Origin of the sequence: Stenotrophomonas sp. P2112 (genome assembly GCF_041897515.1) — a bacterium.
Taxonomy (GTDB): domain Bacteria; phylum Pseudomonadota; class Gammaproteobacteria; order Xanthomonadales; family Xanthomonadaceae; genus Stenotrophomonas; species Stenotrophomonas sepilia.
This window is the reverse complement of sequence record NZ_CP169216.1, coordinates 2,462,723-2,475,955: the sequence shown is the minus strand read 5'-3', so window position 1 is coordinate 2,475,955 and position 13,233 is coordinate 2,462,723. Positions and strand designations below refer to the sequence as shown.

General features: G+C 67.2%; 14 protein-coding genes and 1 pseudogene. 2 read left to right on the top strand and 13 right to left on the bottom strand.

The genetic code is table 11. From position 1 onward, the window contains the following. The first annotated feature begins 84 nt into the window (after nucleotides 1-84). Nucleotides 85-531, top strand: a complete 447-nt coding sequence (locus ACEPA4_RS11520; protein WP_065179207.1) for a transposase — start codon at nucleotides 85-87, stop codon at nucleotides 529-531. A 147-nt stretch (nucleotides 532-678) separates the two neighbouring features. Here ACEPA4_RS11520 and ACEPA4_RS11515 read toward each other — a convergent pair whose 3' ends face one another. Genes ACEPA4_RS11515 through ACEPA4_RS11500 form a run of 4 tightly spaced genes read right to left on the bottom strand, consistent with a single transcriptional unit; the run spans nucleotide 679 to nucleotide 4,600 of the window. Beyond that, entirely contained in the window at nucleotides 679-1,047 is a 369-nt protein-coding gene (locus ACEPA4_RS11515) for a DUF2894 domain-containing protein (RefSeq protein WP_065179208.1), read from the bottom strand. Next, nucleotides 1,037-1,675 carry an OmpA family protein gene (locus tag ACEPA4_RS11510; RefSeq protein ID WP_065179209.1) on the bottom strand — a complete coding sequence of 213 codons (639 nt, stop codon included), beginning with the start codon at nucleotides 1,673-1,675 and terminating at the stop codon, nucleotides 1,037-1,039. The genes ACEPA4_RS11515 and ACEPA4_RS11510 overlap by 11 nt, the downstream gene beginning before the upstream one ends. Then, complete coding sequence (locus ACEPA4_RS11505) at nucleotides 1,672-3,936, bottom strand: DUF802 domain-containing protein (RefSeq protein WP_139727220.1); 2,265 nt, start codon at nucleotides 3,934-3,936, stop codon at nucleotides 1,672-1,674. The genes ACEPA4_RS11510 and ACEPA4_RS11505 overlap by 4 nt, the downstream gene beginning before the upstream one ends. 10 nt (nucleotides 3,937-3,946) lie before the next feature. After that, a complete protein-coding gene (locus ACEPA4_RS11500; RefSeq protein WP_005416902.1) occupies nucleotides 3,947-4,600 on the bottom strand; it encodes a DUF3348 family protein in 654 nt (217 codons plus the stop codon). A gap of 146 nt (nucleotides 4,601-4,746) precedes the next feature. On the opposite strand from ACEPA4_RS11500, the gene ACEPA4_RS11495 reads away from it, so the two are divergent. Further along, nucleotides 4,747-5,670 (top strand): M14 family metallocarboxypeptidase, encoded by a 924-nt coding sequence (locus ACEPA4_RS11495; RefSeq protein WP_032954249.1) that lies wholly within the window; start codon nucleotides 4,747-4,749, stop codon nucleotides 5,668-5,670. Here the strand turns inward: ACEPA4_RS11495 and ACEPA4_RS11490 are convergent. The 9 genes and pseudogenes from ACEPA4_RS11490 to ACEPA4_RS11450 form a co-directional block, all read right to left on the bottom strand. Next, nucleotides 5,574-7,385 carry a phosphoethanolamine transferase gene (locus tag ACEPA4_RS11490; RefSeq protein ID WP_065185704.1) on the bottom strand — a complete coding sequence of 604 codons (1,812 nt, stop codon included), beginning with the start codon at nucleotides 7,383-7,385 and terminating at the stop codon, nucleotides 5,574-5,576. The two genes, ACEPA4_RS11495 and ACEPA4_RS11490, sit on opposite strands and share 97 nt — an antisense overlap. A gap of 73 nt (nucleotides 7,386-7,458) precedes the next feature. Beyond that, nucleotides 7,459-7,845, bottom strand: coding sequence for a diacylglycerol kinase (locus ACEPA4_RS11485; protein ID WP_139727218.1), 387 nt, complete (start codon nucleotides 7,843-7,845; stop codon nucleotides 7,459-7,461). Between the two features lie 59 nt (nucleotides 7,846-7,904). Continuing rightward, nucleotides 7,905-9,137: a HAMP domain-containing sensor histidine kinase gene (locus tag ACEPA4_RS11480; protein WP_164093419.1), complete on the bottom strand. Its 1,233-nt coding sequence runs from the start codon at nucleotides 9,135-9,137 to the stop codon at nucleotides 7,905-7,907. After that, the gene (locus ACEPA4_RS11475; RefSeq protein ID WP_139727216.1) at nucleotides 9,134-9,808 is read right to left on the bottom strand and encodes a response regulator transcription factor; all 675 of its coding nucleotides are present in this window, start codon (nucleotides 9,806-9,808) and stop codon (nucleotides 9,134-9,136) included. Before ACEPA4_RS11475 ends, ACEPA4_RS11480 begins: the two co-directional genes overlap by 4 nt. 117 nt (nucleotides 9,809-9,925) lie before the next feature. Continuing rightward, a pseudogene (locus ACEPA4_RS11470) lies at nucleotides 9,926-10,147 on the bottom strand (nuclear transport factor 2 family protein); the annotation flags it as partial. A gap of 72 nt (nucleotides 10,148-10,219) precedes the next feature. Continuing rightward, the gene (locus ACEPA4_RS11465; RefSeq protein WP_021204235.1) at nucleotides 10,220-10,567 is read right to left on the bottom strand and encodes an RcnB family protein; all 348 of its coding nucleotides are present in this window, start codon (nucleotides 10,565-10,567) and stop codon (nucleotides 10,220-10,222) included. A 134-nt stretch (nucleotides 10,568-10,701) separates the two neighbouring features. Next, entirely contained in the window at nucleotides 10,702-12,138 is a 1,437-nt protein-coding gene (locus tag ACEPA4_RS11460) for an efflux transporter outer membrane subunit (RefSeq protein ID WP_164093420.1), read from the bottom strand. Further along, on the bottom strand, nucleotides 12,135-13,019 hold the full coding sequence (locus ACEPA4_RS11455) for a biotin/lipoyl-binding protein (RefSeq protein ID WP_164093421.1): 885 nt from the start codon (nucleotides 13,017-13,019) through the stop codon (nucleotides 12,135-12,137). Before ACEPA4_RS11455 ends, ACEPA4_RS11460 begins: the two co-directional genes overlap by 4 nt. A 1-nt stretch (nucleotide 13,020) precedes the next feature. After that, the gene (locus ACEPA4_RS11450; RefSeq protein ID WP_005416886.1) at nucleotides 13,021-13,230 is read right to left on the bottom strand and encodes a DUF1656 domain-containing protein; all 210 of its coding nucleotides are present in this window, start codon (nucleotides 13,228-13,230) and stop codon (nucleotides 13,021-13,023) included. Nucleotides 13,231-13,233 lie beyond the last annotated feature (3 nt).

Genomic DNA, 13,233 nt, shown 5'->3' with positions numbered 1-13,233 from the left:
ACCTCATTCAACTTCAGACATCTCCCAACCCCCATCGAGGCTTGGCCTGACAGCCAACGCCCAATGATCGACCCACCATGGCGCATGAGCAGCCATCGCCTCCGCCTGGGCCGTCACTCGATCATCGGCCAGGCCTATGTCCTGACAACCACGACCCACCAGCGCCGCCGGCTCTTTGAAAGCGAAGCTGCAGCAGCATGTGTAATCGACCAGTTCCATTACGTCGAACAGCGCGGGCTCGTATGGTCACACGCATGGGTTGTCATGCCGGATCACGTCCACTGGATGTTCGAGCTGCGTGCAGTTCACCTTCCAGACGTCGCGCGCCGGATGAAATCGTCGAGCGCACTTGCCCTGAATCGCCTGGCGGGCCGTCGAGGTACGGTGTGGCAGCCCGGCTACTTCGATCATGCAGTAAGGACCGAAGAGTCGCTGGCGCGGCAGGCCCTGTACATCCTGGGCAATCCGGTGCGCGCCGGTCTTGCTGGGCAGATTGGCGAGTATCCGTATGCGTGGTCGGCCTGGGGGTGATGCCGGCCAGCGGCCGACACTACCACAGCGCAGATCCCGTTCCGGTGCACAGGGCATCCGTAAGGGTAGTGCCGGCCGCTGGCCGGCAACCGCAGGAACCCGCAGATGCGTAGCTGCCGGCCAGCGGCCGGCACTACCATTCAACGGTCAGCGCGGCTTGCGTGTCCGTTTCGGCTTTGCGGTATCACCGCCGCTGGCGGCGCCATCCTGCAGCGCCTGTAGCCAGGACAATGTGTCCACATAGTCGATGAAGTGGCGCAGGTAGCCGGGGCTGGCGGCCTGCATCATGTCGAGCATGCGCTGCACCAGCACCGCTGAGTTCAGCGGGCCGCCGTCAGCCGGGGCCTCGGCGCGCAGCGAGCGGCGCACCTGAAGTTCGCTGCGCAGCTCCGACCATTCGCGCTGCACCTGCTGCAGCATCGGCACCTGTGGGTAATGCGGCAGCGAGCGCGACCCCGCATCAAGGTCACGCACCAATGCGCGCAGGCCTTCCAGCGCGGGCGGCTTACTTGCCATCCGCCGCCTTGGGCTTGGGGATCGGCGCGATTTCCACACGGCGATTGCGCGCGCGGCCTTCCTCATTGGCGTTGGAACTGACCGGCTGCTCGCTGCCGAACGCGGCGGCGAACACGGCGTCAGCCGGTACGCCATCGGCGATCAGGGTGCGGGTCACGGTCAGCGACCGCTGCGCGGACAGCTCCCAGTTGTCGGCGAAGCGGCGGTTGCCTTCGCGCACCGGCGCATCATCGGTAAAGCCGCTGACCATCAGGATCTCTTCGCGGCTGCCCAGATAGGCGGCCAGCGGTGCGGCCAGGCTGCGCAGCAGCTCCTGGCCCTCCGGCTGCAGCTGGTCCGAGTTCAGTGCGAACAGCACGCTGCCGCTGATGCCGATGCGGCCATCGACCAGGGTCACGCGACCGGCGGCCAGTGGGCCGGCCAGCGCCTGTTCCAGGGTCTGCAGGCGCTTGGCTTCGGCCTGGCGCTGCTTCATTTCCTGGTCCAGCCGCTGCGACAGCTCCAGCTGCACCGCGACCACACCCACCAGGATCAGCACGAACGCACCCAGCAGCACCGACATCAGGTCGCCGAAGGCGGCCCAGATCGGTGCGTGCGAGCCGCCATCGACCTCCAGCTCGTCGCTCATGCGCTACCGGCCTTGCCGCGGCGCGTGGCCAGCTGCTGCAGTTCTTCCATCACCTGCTTCTGCGACAGCAGGCTGAGGTCGACCACCTCGCGCGCCTGCGCCACGTAATAAGCCAGCTGCTCATCGCTACGGGCCAGCGAGGCATCCAGTGCGCCACCGATCTGTTCCAGGCGGCCGGAAAGCGCGGTGGCGGCACTGCCGAACTGCGCGACCGCTTCACCGAAGGCGCCGGCCAGCTGGCCGACGTCACCCGCGCTGCCGGTGAGTGCTGCCGCAATGCCATCCAGCTTGCCGGTCTCGGCCGCGATATGGTCGGTAAAGCGGTTGCCAACACGCTCCAGCAGCTCGGCCGAACCGCCAACCAGTGCGTCCACCGCGGTGCGCTGTTCGTGCGATGCGTGGTTGATTGCATCCAGCAGGGTCTGCACGGTGGCCAGCAGGCGACCGCGCTCTTCCAGCATCGCGTTGTCACGCACCAGGCTTTCAGAGAGCGTGCTGCGCAGCTCGTTGATGACGTCGGCAGCAGCTTTCGGTGCCGCTGCCGCGGTCTGCAGCAGGGTGGACACTTCGGCCAGCGTGGCGCTGGCCTGCGCGCGACCGTTCTCGCCGATCTGCTGCGCGGTCGCCGCCAGCGTGTCGCAGACCTGTTGCTGCTGCGCAGCCAGGCGTTCGCCATTGGCCTGCAGGCGCTCGGCCAGCTCGGTGGAAACGTGCTGCAGGGCATCACTCCAGCGCTGCAGGCGCTGTTCGTCGCCAGCCTGCAGTTGCGCCTGCAGGGCGGCGTGGGCCTGCTGCAACTCGGCGCTGACCGCGTCCCAGCGCGCTTGGCGCTGCTGCTCGCGGCTGTCCAGGCTGGCCTGCAGTTCGGCGTGCGCAGTCGCGGCGGCGGCCTGCGCGGCCTGCCACTGCTGCGAGCGCTGCGCTTCATGATCCTGCAGCAGTGACTGGTTGGCGCTGTGCTGCTGTTCCAGTGCCTGCAGCAGCGCCTGCGCACGCGCATCCAGATGTTCGCTGGCGGCGATCAACGCCTGCTGCTGGCGCTCGACCAGCGCGCTGTTGAGGGCCTGCTGCTGCTCGGCGGCGGCACGCAAGGCGTCTGCATTGCTCTGTGCATCGGCCTGCAGGCGCTCGCCGAGGCGCGCGATCAACGCTTCGGCATGCGTGCCCTGGCCATCGCTGAAGGCCTGCAGGTGCTGGCGCAGATCACTCACCAGCGCCTGCTGCGCCTGGGTCTGTTCACTCACCACCTTGGCCCAGCTGGCTTCGGTGGCGACCCGGCTGCGTTCGAAACCGTCGCTCAGGCCGGCCAGCTGCTGCTGCACGGCCTGCTCGACGCGGGCATGCAGTGCTTCGCCGTGATGGGCCAGGCCAGCCAGGGTGGTCTCGGCCATCGGCTGCAGCGCGCCACCGATGGCCGCGGCGCTGGCTTCAGCACCTTCGCGCAGCGACTGCTGCAGCGACAGGGCCAGGCGTTCCTGCAGCGCTTGGCTCTGGGTCAGGAACTCGGCCTGGCCAGCCAGCAGGCGCTCATTGGCGGCGGCACTGTGCTGTTCAAAGGTGCTGGTCATCGCCTGCAGGCGGTCGACCAGCGCCGGCAGCGCTGCGGACTGCGCCTGCAGCAGGCGCAGCGATTCGGCACGCTGCCAGGCCTGCGAGTACGGATGCAGGTCGCTGGAAATGGCGCGGTCCAGCTGCTGCACGGCCAGCAGACGGTCACGACGCAGCAGCGCCGCCAGCAGGCCGAGCATGGCCGAGCTGGCCACACCGGCGATCGAGGTACCGAAGGCCACCGCCAGGCCCTGCACCGGCGAGGCCAGCGAGCCGCGGATCGCGGCCATGTCGGTCGCGCTCTGCAGGGCCAGGCCGGTGCCACGCAGCGTGTCCATCATGCCCAGCAGGGTACCGAGCATGCCCAGCAGCACCAGCAGGCCGACCAGGTACGGGGTCAGCACCGGTGCGGGCAGGGCGGTGCGCTCGCCTTCCACGCGCAGGCGCACGGCGTTGCGCAGGCCTACCGGCACGCGCTCCAGCCATGGGGCGAGGCTTTCCTTCGCGCTGGACAGGTCATTCAGTGCGGCGCGCAGGCCGTTGCTGGCCTGGCGGTAGCGGTACAGCTCCACGCCGCCGGCGATGTAGCAGGCCGCAATGATCGCCGCCACCGCTGCACCCAGCGGATGCACCGAAACGTAGCCAATGCCGATCCAGCACACGGCCAGCAGGCCGACAAGGAAAACAACGACATGGAGAGCAGTTCTGGACATGGTGTTCCGGTCAGTGGGAGCGCAGGGCGTCTTGCAGCCCTTCGATCGGGTGGAAGCGCAGCTGCAGCTCGGCGAGCAGCAGCGTGCGCATGTCATGGCGGAAGGCCGCGCGCCAGCCGGGCTGGCCATGCACGCGTTCAAAACGGGCGCCGAGCACCGCCGGCGCGGTGGCCAGCAGGCTGTGCTCGCGCGGGGTGAGTGTCTGTTCCATCACCGCATCAACCTCGGCCAGTCGCGCCAGCTCCGGCGAGACCTGTACCAGCTGGTCGCGCAGGCGGCCGCGCAGGCGCCCGGTGGCGGTCTGGATGGCCTGCTGCAGCACCCGGTAGCGCTGACGCAGCGAAGCGAAGTTGGGTGCGGCAGCGGCCTCGGCCAGGTCCAGCAGGCGCTCGGCCTCGGCGTCCTCGCGGATCGAGGCCAGCAGGCTGGCATGGGCCTGGGCGCAGTCGGCCAGTACATCCTCGGCCCCCTCGGCAGCTTCGCCGGGCTCGGGCAGGCGTCCGCCCAACGCGCCGGACAGGGCCACGGCACGGCTCCAGTCCACCCACTGGCCGAGGCGATCGGTCAGGGCGGGACTGCTGGCCGGCATCGCGCCGTCGCTGAGACGGGCGAGCAGGCGGAGGAACTCCGGTCCACCCAGGACCGGCTGCGCTGCGTTCGCCATCAAGGGGTGAGGGGCCAAAAACCGTTGATTTTACAACCAGATGACCCCGGCTGGATGAAGGCGGGGCCTGGGTGGCGGTACCCACAGGCGCGACAAGGCTTAGAATGTCCGGCTGCATCCCCCCGTTCGACCCCTGGAGTACCCCCATGACTGTTGCGCAGTTCTACCCGATCGGCACCCCCGGACAGCCCTGGGGCGACGCGGAACGCGCACAGTGGCGGGCCCGCCAGCAGCGCCAGCGCAGCTACCACGATGACGTGGTGGCCGCCCTTGAGCGCCTGGACGACAGCGTTTTCGACGTGATCCAGTACGGCCAGCTGGACTATGCACCGGACCATTACCCGCTGTTCGCCGTGGTCAACCACGACTGGAACCCGGCGCTGCCGACCGCGCTGATCACCGGCGGCGTGCATGGCTACGAAACCAGCGGCGTGCACGGCGCCCTGCAGTTCCTGGAACAGCAGGCCGAGCGTTACCTGGGCCGGCTGAACCTGATCGTCGCGCCATGCGTCAGCCCGTGGGGCTACGAGCGCATCCAGCGCTGGAACCCGGATGCGATCGATCCGAACCGTAGCTTCCGTGACGGCGGCCAGATCAAGGAAGCCGCCGCACTGATGGCCTGGGTGGGCGAGCGCAAGGCGAACCTGCTGGTGCACCTGGACCTGCACGAGACCACCGACAGCGACCTGAACGAGTTCGATCCGGCGCGCTGCGCGCGCGACGGCAAGCTGTTCGAGCGCGACACGATTCCCGATGGCTTCTATGTGATCGGCAACAGCGAAGATCCGCAGGCCGAGTTCCAGAAGGCCCTGATTGCCGCAGTGGCGCCCATCACCCACATCGCCCCGGCCGATGCCGACGGCAACCTGGTCGGCCTGCCGCTGCAGTCGCCGGGCGTGGTCTGGGGCGAGTCGCGTTCGATCGGCGCCTGCGCCGGCTTCACCGACGCACGCTTTGCGACCACCACCGAGGTCTACCCGGACAGCCCGCGCACCAACCCGCAGGAATGCAACGACGCCCAGGTGGCGGCGGTGTGTGCGGGCCTGGATTTCGCCCTGGCGGCGCAGTAGCGCGCCACGTTGCGGGCGGTGACCGGCATCAGCCGGTGCCGCTTCTTCGCCGGCGCGGCGGCCACAGCCGGCGAACCCGACGGGCGGCATCCGGCAAACACATCCAGATTACGCTGGTACACCGTGCTGCTGACCCCGAACAGGCCCAGCAGCGAGTGGAAGATGTTGTCGTGGCTGTGCGCCCGTTGCAGCGCATTCCCACGCAGGCAGGCCATGTCGAGGCCCGCGTTGCGGCCGAAGTCCGATGAGAACCACATCACCATCGGCACCTGGGTCTGTTCGCGCGGGGCGATGAAGTAGGGCGTGCCATGCAGGTACATGCCGCGTTCGCCGAGCGACTCGCCGTGGTCGGACACATAGATCAGCGCAACGTCGCGCCGGTCCGAATAGCCTTGCAGCAGGTCGATGGTCTCCGCCAGCACCCGGTCGGTATGCACCAGGGTGTTGTCATAGGTGTTGACCAGCGCCTCGTTGCTGCAATGCTGGATCTGGTTGCTGTCGCAGGTCGGGCTGAAGGCCCGCGAGGCAGCCGGATAGCGCTCGAAGTAGGTCGGGCCGTGGCTGCCCAGCTGATGCAGCACGACCAGGCCGTCGCCGTTGATCGCGTCGATGCGTGTGCCAAGCTGGTGCAGCAGCACGTCGTCGTAGCAGGTGCCGTCGGTGTTGACGCACTGGCCCGCCACCTTCAGCGCAGGCATGTCCTCGGTCGGCACGCGCTCGCACACGCCCTTGCAGCCGCCATTGTTGTTGTTGCGCCAGAGCACGCTGACGCCGGTACGCTGCAGGATGTCGAGCACGTTCTCCTCGGTCGCCGCGCGAACGTTGTCGTATTGCTGGCGGGTCATCTGCGAGAACATGCACGGCACCGAGATGGCCGTTGCGGTTCCGCACGAGGAGACATCACTGAAGCTGATGACGCCTTCCGTGCGTGAGAGCCGGGGATTGGTTGCGCGTGGGTAGCCGTTGAGCTGGAAGTTCTGTGACCGCGCGGTCTCGCCGACGACCATGACCACCAGCTTCGGGCGCGGGCCGGGTATGCGCCGCGCGTCCATGCCGATCGGGCGCAGCGGTTGCTGGCGGGTGCTATGGAGGCTTTTCAGGTAACCGTGGGTATGGCGCATCACGTTCAACGGCAGTACCTGGTCGCGGATGTAGCGGTTATTGCGCAGCAGCGAGGAGTAGTCCTTGTAGAACGCAAAGCCGATCACCAGCAGCATCACCAGTGACGCCAGAACGTTGGCCGGCCACACCAGCAGCGACCGTATCGAACCCGCTCCGCTGGCGGTGCGCACCAGGGCAAGCGCTGCAGCGGGCATCGCGCCCAGCGCCAGCAGGGTCAACAGCAGCGGCAGCGAGAGATAGGCGTTCAGTTCGGCCTGATTGGTCTCGAACACGTTCTGCACCATGCTGCGATCGATCAGCACGTTGTAGTGCAGCATGAAATAGCTGCAGGCGGCGCTGGTGACGATGAGTACGGCCAGCAGCGGCTTGCGCACGAAGGGTAGTGCCAGCAATGGCGTCAGCAGCAGATTGAACAGGCAGAACAACACCAGCGGCAGGCTGGCCAGGAACAGGATGCTGCGCACACCGTTGAGATCGGTCAGTTCCCACAGCGACTTCCAGAGGGCGATGTTTCCAATCGTGGTGAAGAAAAACGCTGCGGCCCAGACCAGGATGATCGGATGGGGCCGTGGAAAACGGAGGCATTGACGCACGAGCAGGGTCCGCGGAACAGGAGTGCGCGCAGTATCGAAACGGCCTTATCAGGAAGTTGTCAGGATTGCCGGCCTAGCCCAGCAGGATCACGCCCCACACCGCGCCGACCATCAACAACGCGGTGGTCTGTGCGGCGCTGCCCATGTCCTTGGCGTTCTTCGACAGCGGGTGCTGCTCCAGCGAGATGCGATCAACCACGGCCTCGATTGCCGAGTTGAGCAGTTCCACCACCAGGCTGATGAAGCAGACCGCCAGCACCAATGCGCGCTCGACCGCGCTGATGTCCAGTACGAACGCTGCAGTGATCAACAGCGCGTGCAGGAGCAGCAGCTGGCGAAAAGCAGCCTCGCCACGAAAGGTAGCGATGAATCCGTCTCGCGAATGGATCAGGGTGTGGAAGATGCGGCCCAGGCCGGTCTTGCCATGCGGGTACTTGCCGCTGTCCTTGGGGTGCTGCATGCCGTTTCCGCCGTGAAGTGAGCAATCCCCAGCATGTGCACGCACGTGTCAGGAAACCGTCAGGCGGGCCATTCCAGGCTGAACCGGCATCCCTGCTGCGAGGAGTGCACCGTCATCCTCCAACCCAGGTGCTCGACGATGCGCTGCACGATGGACAGCCCCAGTCCCTCGCCACTGTGCGGGCTGCCGGGCACGAAGCGCTGGAACTGCTGTGGGTCGATACTGGAGGGCAGGCCGGGTCCGGTGTCGGCGAAGGTGAGTGCGGTGTCGTGGAGGGTGATCCTCACTTCGCCCCTTTCGGTGTACTGGCAGGCGTTGCGCAGCAGGTTCCAGATCACGCTGTGTGCCAGATCTGCGTTGGTGTCCAGCACGGCGTCATGCCGGGCATCAAACGCAACGATCACCGGCTTGCCGGAAATCCACAGTTGGCAGCGCTCCATGCAGGATTCGATCAATGGGCGCAGGGCCACCTTGTTGCGCGGCACGGAGCCGGGGGTACGTGAGAGCAGCAGCAGGCAGGACAGCTGGCGCTGCATCTCCTGGGTAGTGCGCAGGATACGCTCCGCGCTGGGGACCAGGTGGCTGTCGGACGGAAGCTGGCAGGCAAGGGTTTCCGCAGCGCCGCCGATGATGGCCAAGGGCGTGCGCAGCTCATGGCTGGCATCGCCGCTGAAGCATTGCTCGCGATGCAGGAACCGTTCGAGCTCATCACTGTGCCGGGCGAAGGCACGGGCGAGTACACCGATCTCGTCGCGGGCGTCCTGACAGGGAAAGGGCTTCCGCCCGCTCTGCACGGCATCGGCCAACTGCGTGATGGGCGCGATGACGTGCGATGCCACCCTGCGACCGATCAGGAAGGCGCCGAGCACGCAGATCGAAATGACCACCGCGGCAAAGGCATTGATCAGGTGTTCCAGGTAGCCATAGGGTGCAGCGTCCTGCAGCAGGTAGTAGCGCTGGCCGCCACTGTCGAACACACGCAGGTGCCACTCGTCGGGTCCCGCTTCGCCGTGGTAGCCCAGGCCGTACTGGCGCAGCACCATCGGCACGCTATGGCTGTCGTACAGGTGGCTGCCCGGGGGCAGGGCGGGGCGCTCGCCACGGGCCAGTGCCGCCTGCAGCTTGTGCACGGCACTGTCCTGGGTCCGGGCGATGACCGCGGCCCTGACCTGGTCGTAGTCCACCTGTTCGGCCAGGACGATGAAGCCCATCGCGCCGGCCATCAGCAGCACGAACGAAATCGTGATGCGGGTACGCAGGGCCAGGCGGCGGTAGAGAGCGGCAGGGGTCACGCCGGCATGCGCCAGCCGACGCTGTGCACCGTGGCGATCAACGTGGTGTCGAAGCTGCGGTCCACCTGCAGGCGCAGTTCATGGATGTGGGTACGCAGCGCGCCGCTGTCCGGTGGCTCGTCGCCCCAGACCAGGTATTCCATCTCCTGCTTGCGCACCACGGCCGGGGCCGCGCGTACCAGGCACATCAGCAGTTTGTGCGACGTAGGCGTCAGCGCGATGCAGCGTCCCTGCCGCCAGGCCTGCGGCGACCGCGTATCGACCTGCAGGTCCTTCCACGCCAGTACGCTGTCGACCTGGCGGCCCTGGGCGCGTCGCACCAGGGCCTTGATCCGCGCATCCAGCTCCTTCAGCGAGAAGGGCTTGACCAGATAGTCATCCGCGCCCAGCGCCAGGCCCTGCACGCGGTCTTCGACCGGATCGCGCGCCGTCAGCATCAGGATCGGCACCGGATTCTGGAACTCCTGGCGCAGCTTCCGGCACAGCGCCATCCCGTCCAGGCGTGGCAGCATCAGGTCCAGCAGGATGGCATCGTAGTCGTTCTGCGTGGCCCGACGCAGGCCGCTGGCACCGTCGCGGGCGTCGTCCAGCACGTAGCCGATAGGCTCAAAGAAAGCGTACAGGTTGGCTACGAGCTCGGGGTTGTCTTCGATGATCAGCAGGCGGGTCATGGCGTGCGTCCTTGCGCGTGGCCGAACTGTGCCCGATCCCTGACTGATTGCCAATGCGCATGCTGAATGGATCGCGGCCTGGGTTCGGCCGCGTCAAGCGACGTTTAATGGGCCGGCATCTTCGGAAACGAACTGCCAGCCGATATCTTCCGGTTTGTCCGAAAAGAACAGGCTCATGTAGGTCGGCTTGTCCTTGTTGATCAACGAGGTGCGGAACGATTCGACCACCTGTTCGATGGCATTCACATCAGCCGATGATGGGCGCTGGCTTGCGTGTGCCGGCAGGCCTGCGGCGAGGCACGCAGCGAGAAGCGCGTTCTGGATTCCGGTGGTTCGCATCGTTCATGACGGCCTTCGTAGGGTGGAAGCGCCGCCGGGGCCACGGCTACAGGGCCCCGGCGCGCTCCGCATTCAACGATGCAGCGCGTCGATGATCAAGCCGGTCGCGATCTCCACCAACAGGTACTCGGTGTCGGACTGGCGCACCCAACGCTGGCCGCGACCCGGATTGCGCAGGTCATAACGCGCGTAATCGTCCACCCAGTAGCGGCGGTCCACTTCGGCCCAGGGCAGGCGGTCGCCACGACGCCAGGCCTTCTTCTGCCAGCCGGGCGGCGGCGCATCACGGTTGTGCGGGCCGCCAGCATGCGGCGGCGGGCCGTTGCCGCGGGCGTGATGCGGCGGGTCAGCGAAGGCGGGGGCCGCAGCCAACGCGGTGGCGGTGGTCAAAGCGATGGCAAGCAAACGTGTGGTCTTCATGGAAGTGCCTCCGTCATGGCCGCAGCATGCGCCGCTGTGGCGGGAATATAGGGCAGTCAGTGTGAATGAATACGGGTTTGGGCGGCACTTTTCTGAACAGACGGCGCGGCCTGCAGCCGCTGCCAGTCAACGGGTCACTGGACCCCGCCCGGGGCTGAATCTGTTGCAGCCCAGCCTCCACCCAACGACAGGAAAAGATCCATCTGCCGGTCAATGCGCTCCGCGCGCGAGACGGCCAATGCGGACTCCGCATCTGCCAGCGCGGCCTGGGCCGAAAGCAGGTCGAGAAAATCGATCCTGCCGAAACGGTAGAGCTGCTGCGCCTGTCCCGCGGCCCGCGCTGCGTCCCCATGCGCCTGTGCCAGGCTGCGCTCGCGTTCAAGCGCCTGCGTGCAGGCAGAAAGCGCAGTCTCGGTCTGGCGAAGTGCCTGCAGCACCGCGCCGTCAAAGGAAGCAAGAGCCGTATCTGCATTGGCACCGGCCGCTGCGATGCGGGCCTTGGCCACGCGGCGGTTGGGCCAGTGCCATGACAGCAGCGGCCCGACGCTCGCCCCGAAACTGTCGGCGGAAAGCAGATGCGCCGGTGTGCCAGCCACGCCCGAAGAGGCGCCCAAGGTGATCTGCGGATAGAGACCCGCCGTCTCGACACCGATCATTGCAGTCGCGGCGGCCAGGCTGCGTTCGGCTGCGCGTACGTCAGGGCGCCGCTGGAGCAGCTGCCAGCCGTCACCGACCGGCAATGCCTGCTGCAGCTCAGGGGGCTGTGGGCACCCTTCGGCCTCCCTGGGATAGTCTGCCGGGACTTTGCCCATCAGTGCGGCCAGTTCGAACAGTGAGGCCTGCCGTTCCGCCAGCAGGTGCGGTACCGCCGCCGCGCTGCGATTGACGGCTGCACCGGCACGGCTGACATCGAAGTCCGTTCCGCGTCCGCCCGCAGCCAGGCGTCGGGTTGCCTCCAGCGTGGCGCGCTGTATCGCCAGCACCTGCCGGGTTGCAGCGAGCGTGTGATTGCTTGTGCACACCTGGAGATAGGCACGGGTGACGGCCGCAGCGACGACCACGCGGACCTGGTCGCGTGCCGCAGCAACCGCCTCCGCGTCCGCGTTGGCGGCTTCGATGCCGCGGCGGATGCCACCTGCAAGATCCAGTGGATAGGAGAGGTGGAGGCCCAGCGCGTACGACTGCGGCGCGGCCGACGCCTGGGTGTAGCCACCGGCATGGACGAGCGTGCCCGATGCATCCACGTCGGCCTGCACGGCACCGCGCGCGCGATACTCCAGCACGGCAGCGCTGGCGCGCCGAAGGTTGGCATCGGCGGCGCGCAGGTCGGTATTGGCCGCCAGTGCATCGCGTACGTAGGCGTCAAGCTGGGGGTCGCCATACAGTTCCCACCACCGATCCGGTGGTGGGTCGTGGCTGAACGATGCCTCTTTGCCCGAGACGAACGCCTGCGCCGCGCGTGTGGAGGCAGCGACGGCATTCGCAGGCAGGTGATAGTCGGGGCCGGAGACGCAGGCCGTCATCGGCAGCAGCAGGGCAAGCAGCCCACCGCGTAGTGTTCGCAGGCTCACTTGCAGGTTCCCTGTGCCGAGGGCGTGATGGTCACACTCGCAGTGCGACCGACGATCAGGCGGGTATCCGGCCGCGCATCATCAATGCGGATGCGTACCGGGATCCGCTGTGCCAGCCTCACCCAGGTGTAGGTCGGCGCCACCGCCGGCAGCAGGTTGTGGGTGCTTGAGCGCTGATCGTCGGCAATGCCGGCGGCGATGGTATCCACGTGCCCGCGCACGTCGTGGTCGTCGCCCATCAGCCGGGCCACGGCGGCATCGCCCTCGGTGATGCAGGCCAGCTTGGTTTCCTCGAAATAGCCCTCGATGCGCAGGCTGCGGGTGTCGATCAGCGCCAGCGCCTGTGCCCCCGGCTGCAGGTAGTCGCCCGCGTGCAGGTCCAGGTTGGTGACGATGCCATCGGTGGTCGCACGCACCTCGGTGCGTTGCACATTGAGCCGGGCAACGCGCTGTTCGGCCCGCGCCTGCGCCAGGGCGGCCAGCTCGGTATCGACCTTGGCGGCATTGCGTTCGCGGGTTTCCGAAGCGACCAGGTTGCCCAGTGCGTTGTCCCGCGTCGATTCGCGGCGGGCCAGTGCCAGCGTGGCGCGTGCGCTGCTGGCCGCTGCGTCGGCCTTCTCAAGTGCGGCAGCGAAGCGCGGCTGGTCCAGCACCAGCAGCAGCTGTCCGGCGCTGACCCGCTGGTTGTCGTGCACCAGCACCTGGGTGACCAGCCCGCCCATGTCTGACGCAACGCGCACCACATCGGCGCGTACCCGTCCATCGCGCGTCCACGGGCGTGTTTCGTAACGCTTCCAGATGGACAGTGCGGCAACGACAGCAATCGCGAATACAACCAGCGTAGTGCTCCAGCGCCCGATGACGGCAAGCAGGTGTTTCATTTCATTTCTCGAACAGGGGCGCGAGCCGGATCATCAGCTCCGCCAGGATCACGAACAGGGACAGGCCCACCAGTGGCCACGCGGCGAACAACCGGTACAGACCGAGGCTGGCGAGGAAACGTGAGGTCAGTACCGACAGCGCCAGCGCGGCGACGGCCACCGCAAGCAGGCCGGGAATCAGCACGCCGTCAATCGAAAGATCAGGAAGCATGAG

Bases quoted from the DNA above. Each gene is read 5' to 3' on its own strand.
- ACEPA4_RS11520 (WP_065179207.1), top strand. From the start codon at position 85: ATGAGCAGCCATCGCCTCCGCCTGGGCCGTCACTCGATCATCGGCCAG.
- ACEPA4_RS11515 (WP_065179208.1), bottom strand. From the start codon at position 1,047: ATGGCAAGTAAGCCGCCCGCGCTGGAAGGCCTGCGCGCATTGGTGCGT.
- ACEPA4_RS11510 (WP_065179209.1), bottom strand. From the start codon at position 1,675: ATGAGCGACGAGCTGGAGGTCGATGGCGGCTCGCACGCACCGATCTGG.
- ACEPA4_RS11505 (WP_139727220.1), bottom strand. From the start codon at position 3,936: ATGTCCAGAACTGCTCTCCATGTCGTTGTTTTCCTTGTCGGCCTGCTG.
- ACEPA4_RS11500 (WP_005416902.1), bottom strand. From the start codon at position 4,600: ATGGCGAACGCAGCGCAGCCGGTCCTGGGTGGACCGGAGTTCCTCCGC.
- ACEPA4_RS11495 (WP_032954249.1), top strand. From the start codon at position 4,747: ATGACTGTTGCGCAGTTCTACCCGATCGGCACCCCCGGACAGCCCTGG.
- ACEPA4_RS11485 (WP_139727218.1), bottom strand. From the start codon at position 7,845: ATGCAGCACCCCAAGGACAGCGGCAAGTACCCGCATGGCAAGACCGGC.
- ACEPA4_RS11475 (WP_139727216.1), bottom strand. From the start codon at position 9,808: ATGACCCGCCTGCTGATCATCGAAGACAACCCCGAGCTCGTAGCCAAC.
- ACEPA4_RS11465 (WP_021204235.1), bottom strand. From the start codon at position 10,567: ATGAAGACCACACGTTTGCTTGCCATCGCTTTGACCACCGCCACCGCG.
- ACEPA4_RS11455 (WP_164093421.1), bottom strand. From the start codon at position 13,019: ATGAAACACCTGCTTGCCGTCATCGGGCGCTGGAGCACTACGCTGGTT.
- ACEPA4_RS11450 (WP_005416886.1), bottom strand. From the start codon at position 13,230: ATGCTTCCTGATCTTTCGATTGACGGCGTGCTGATTCCCGGCCTGCTT.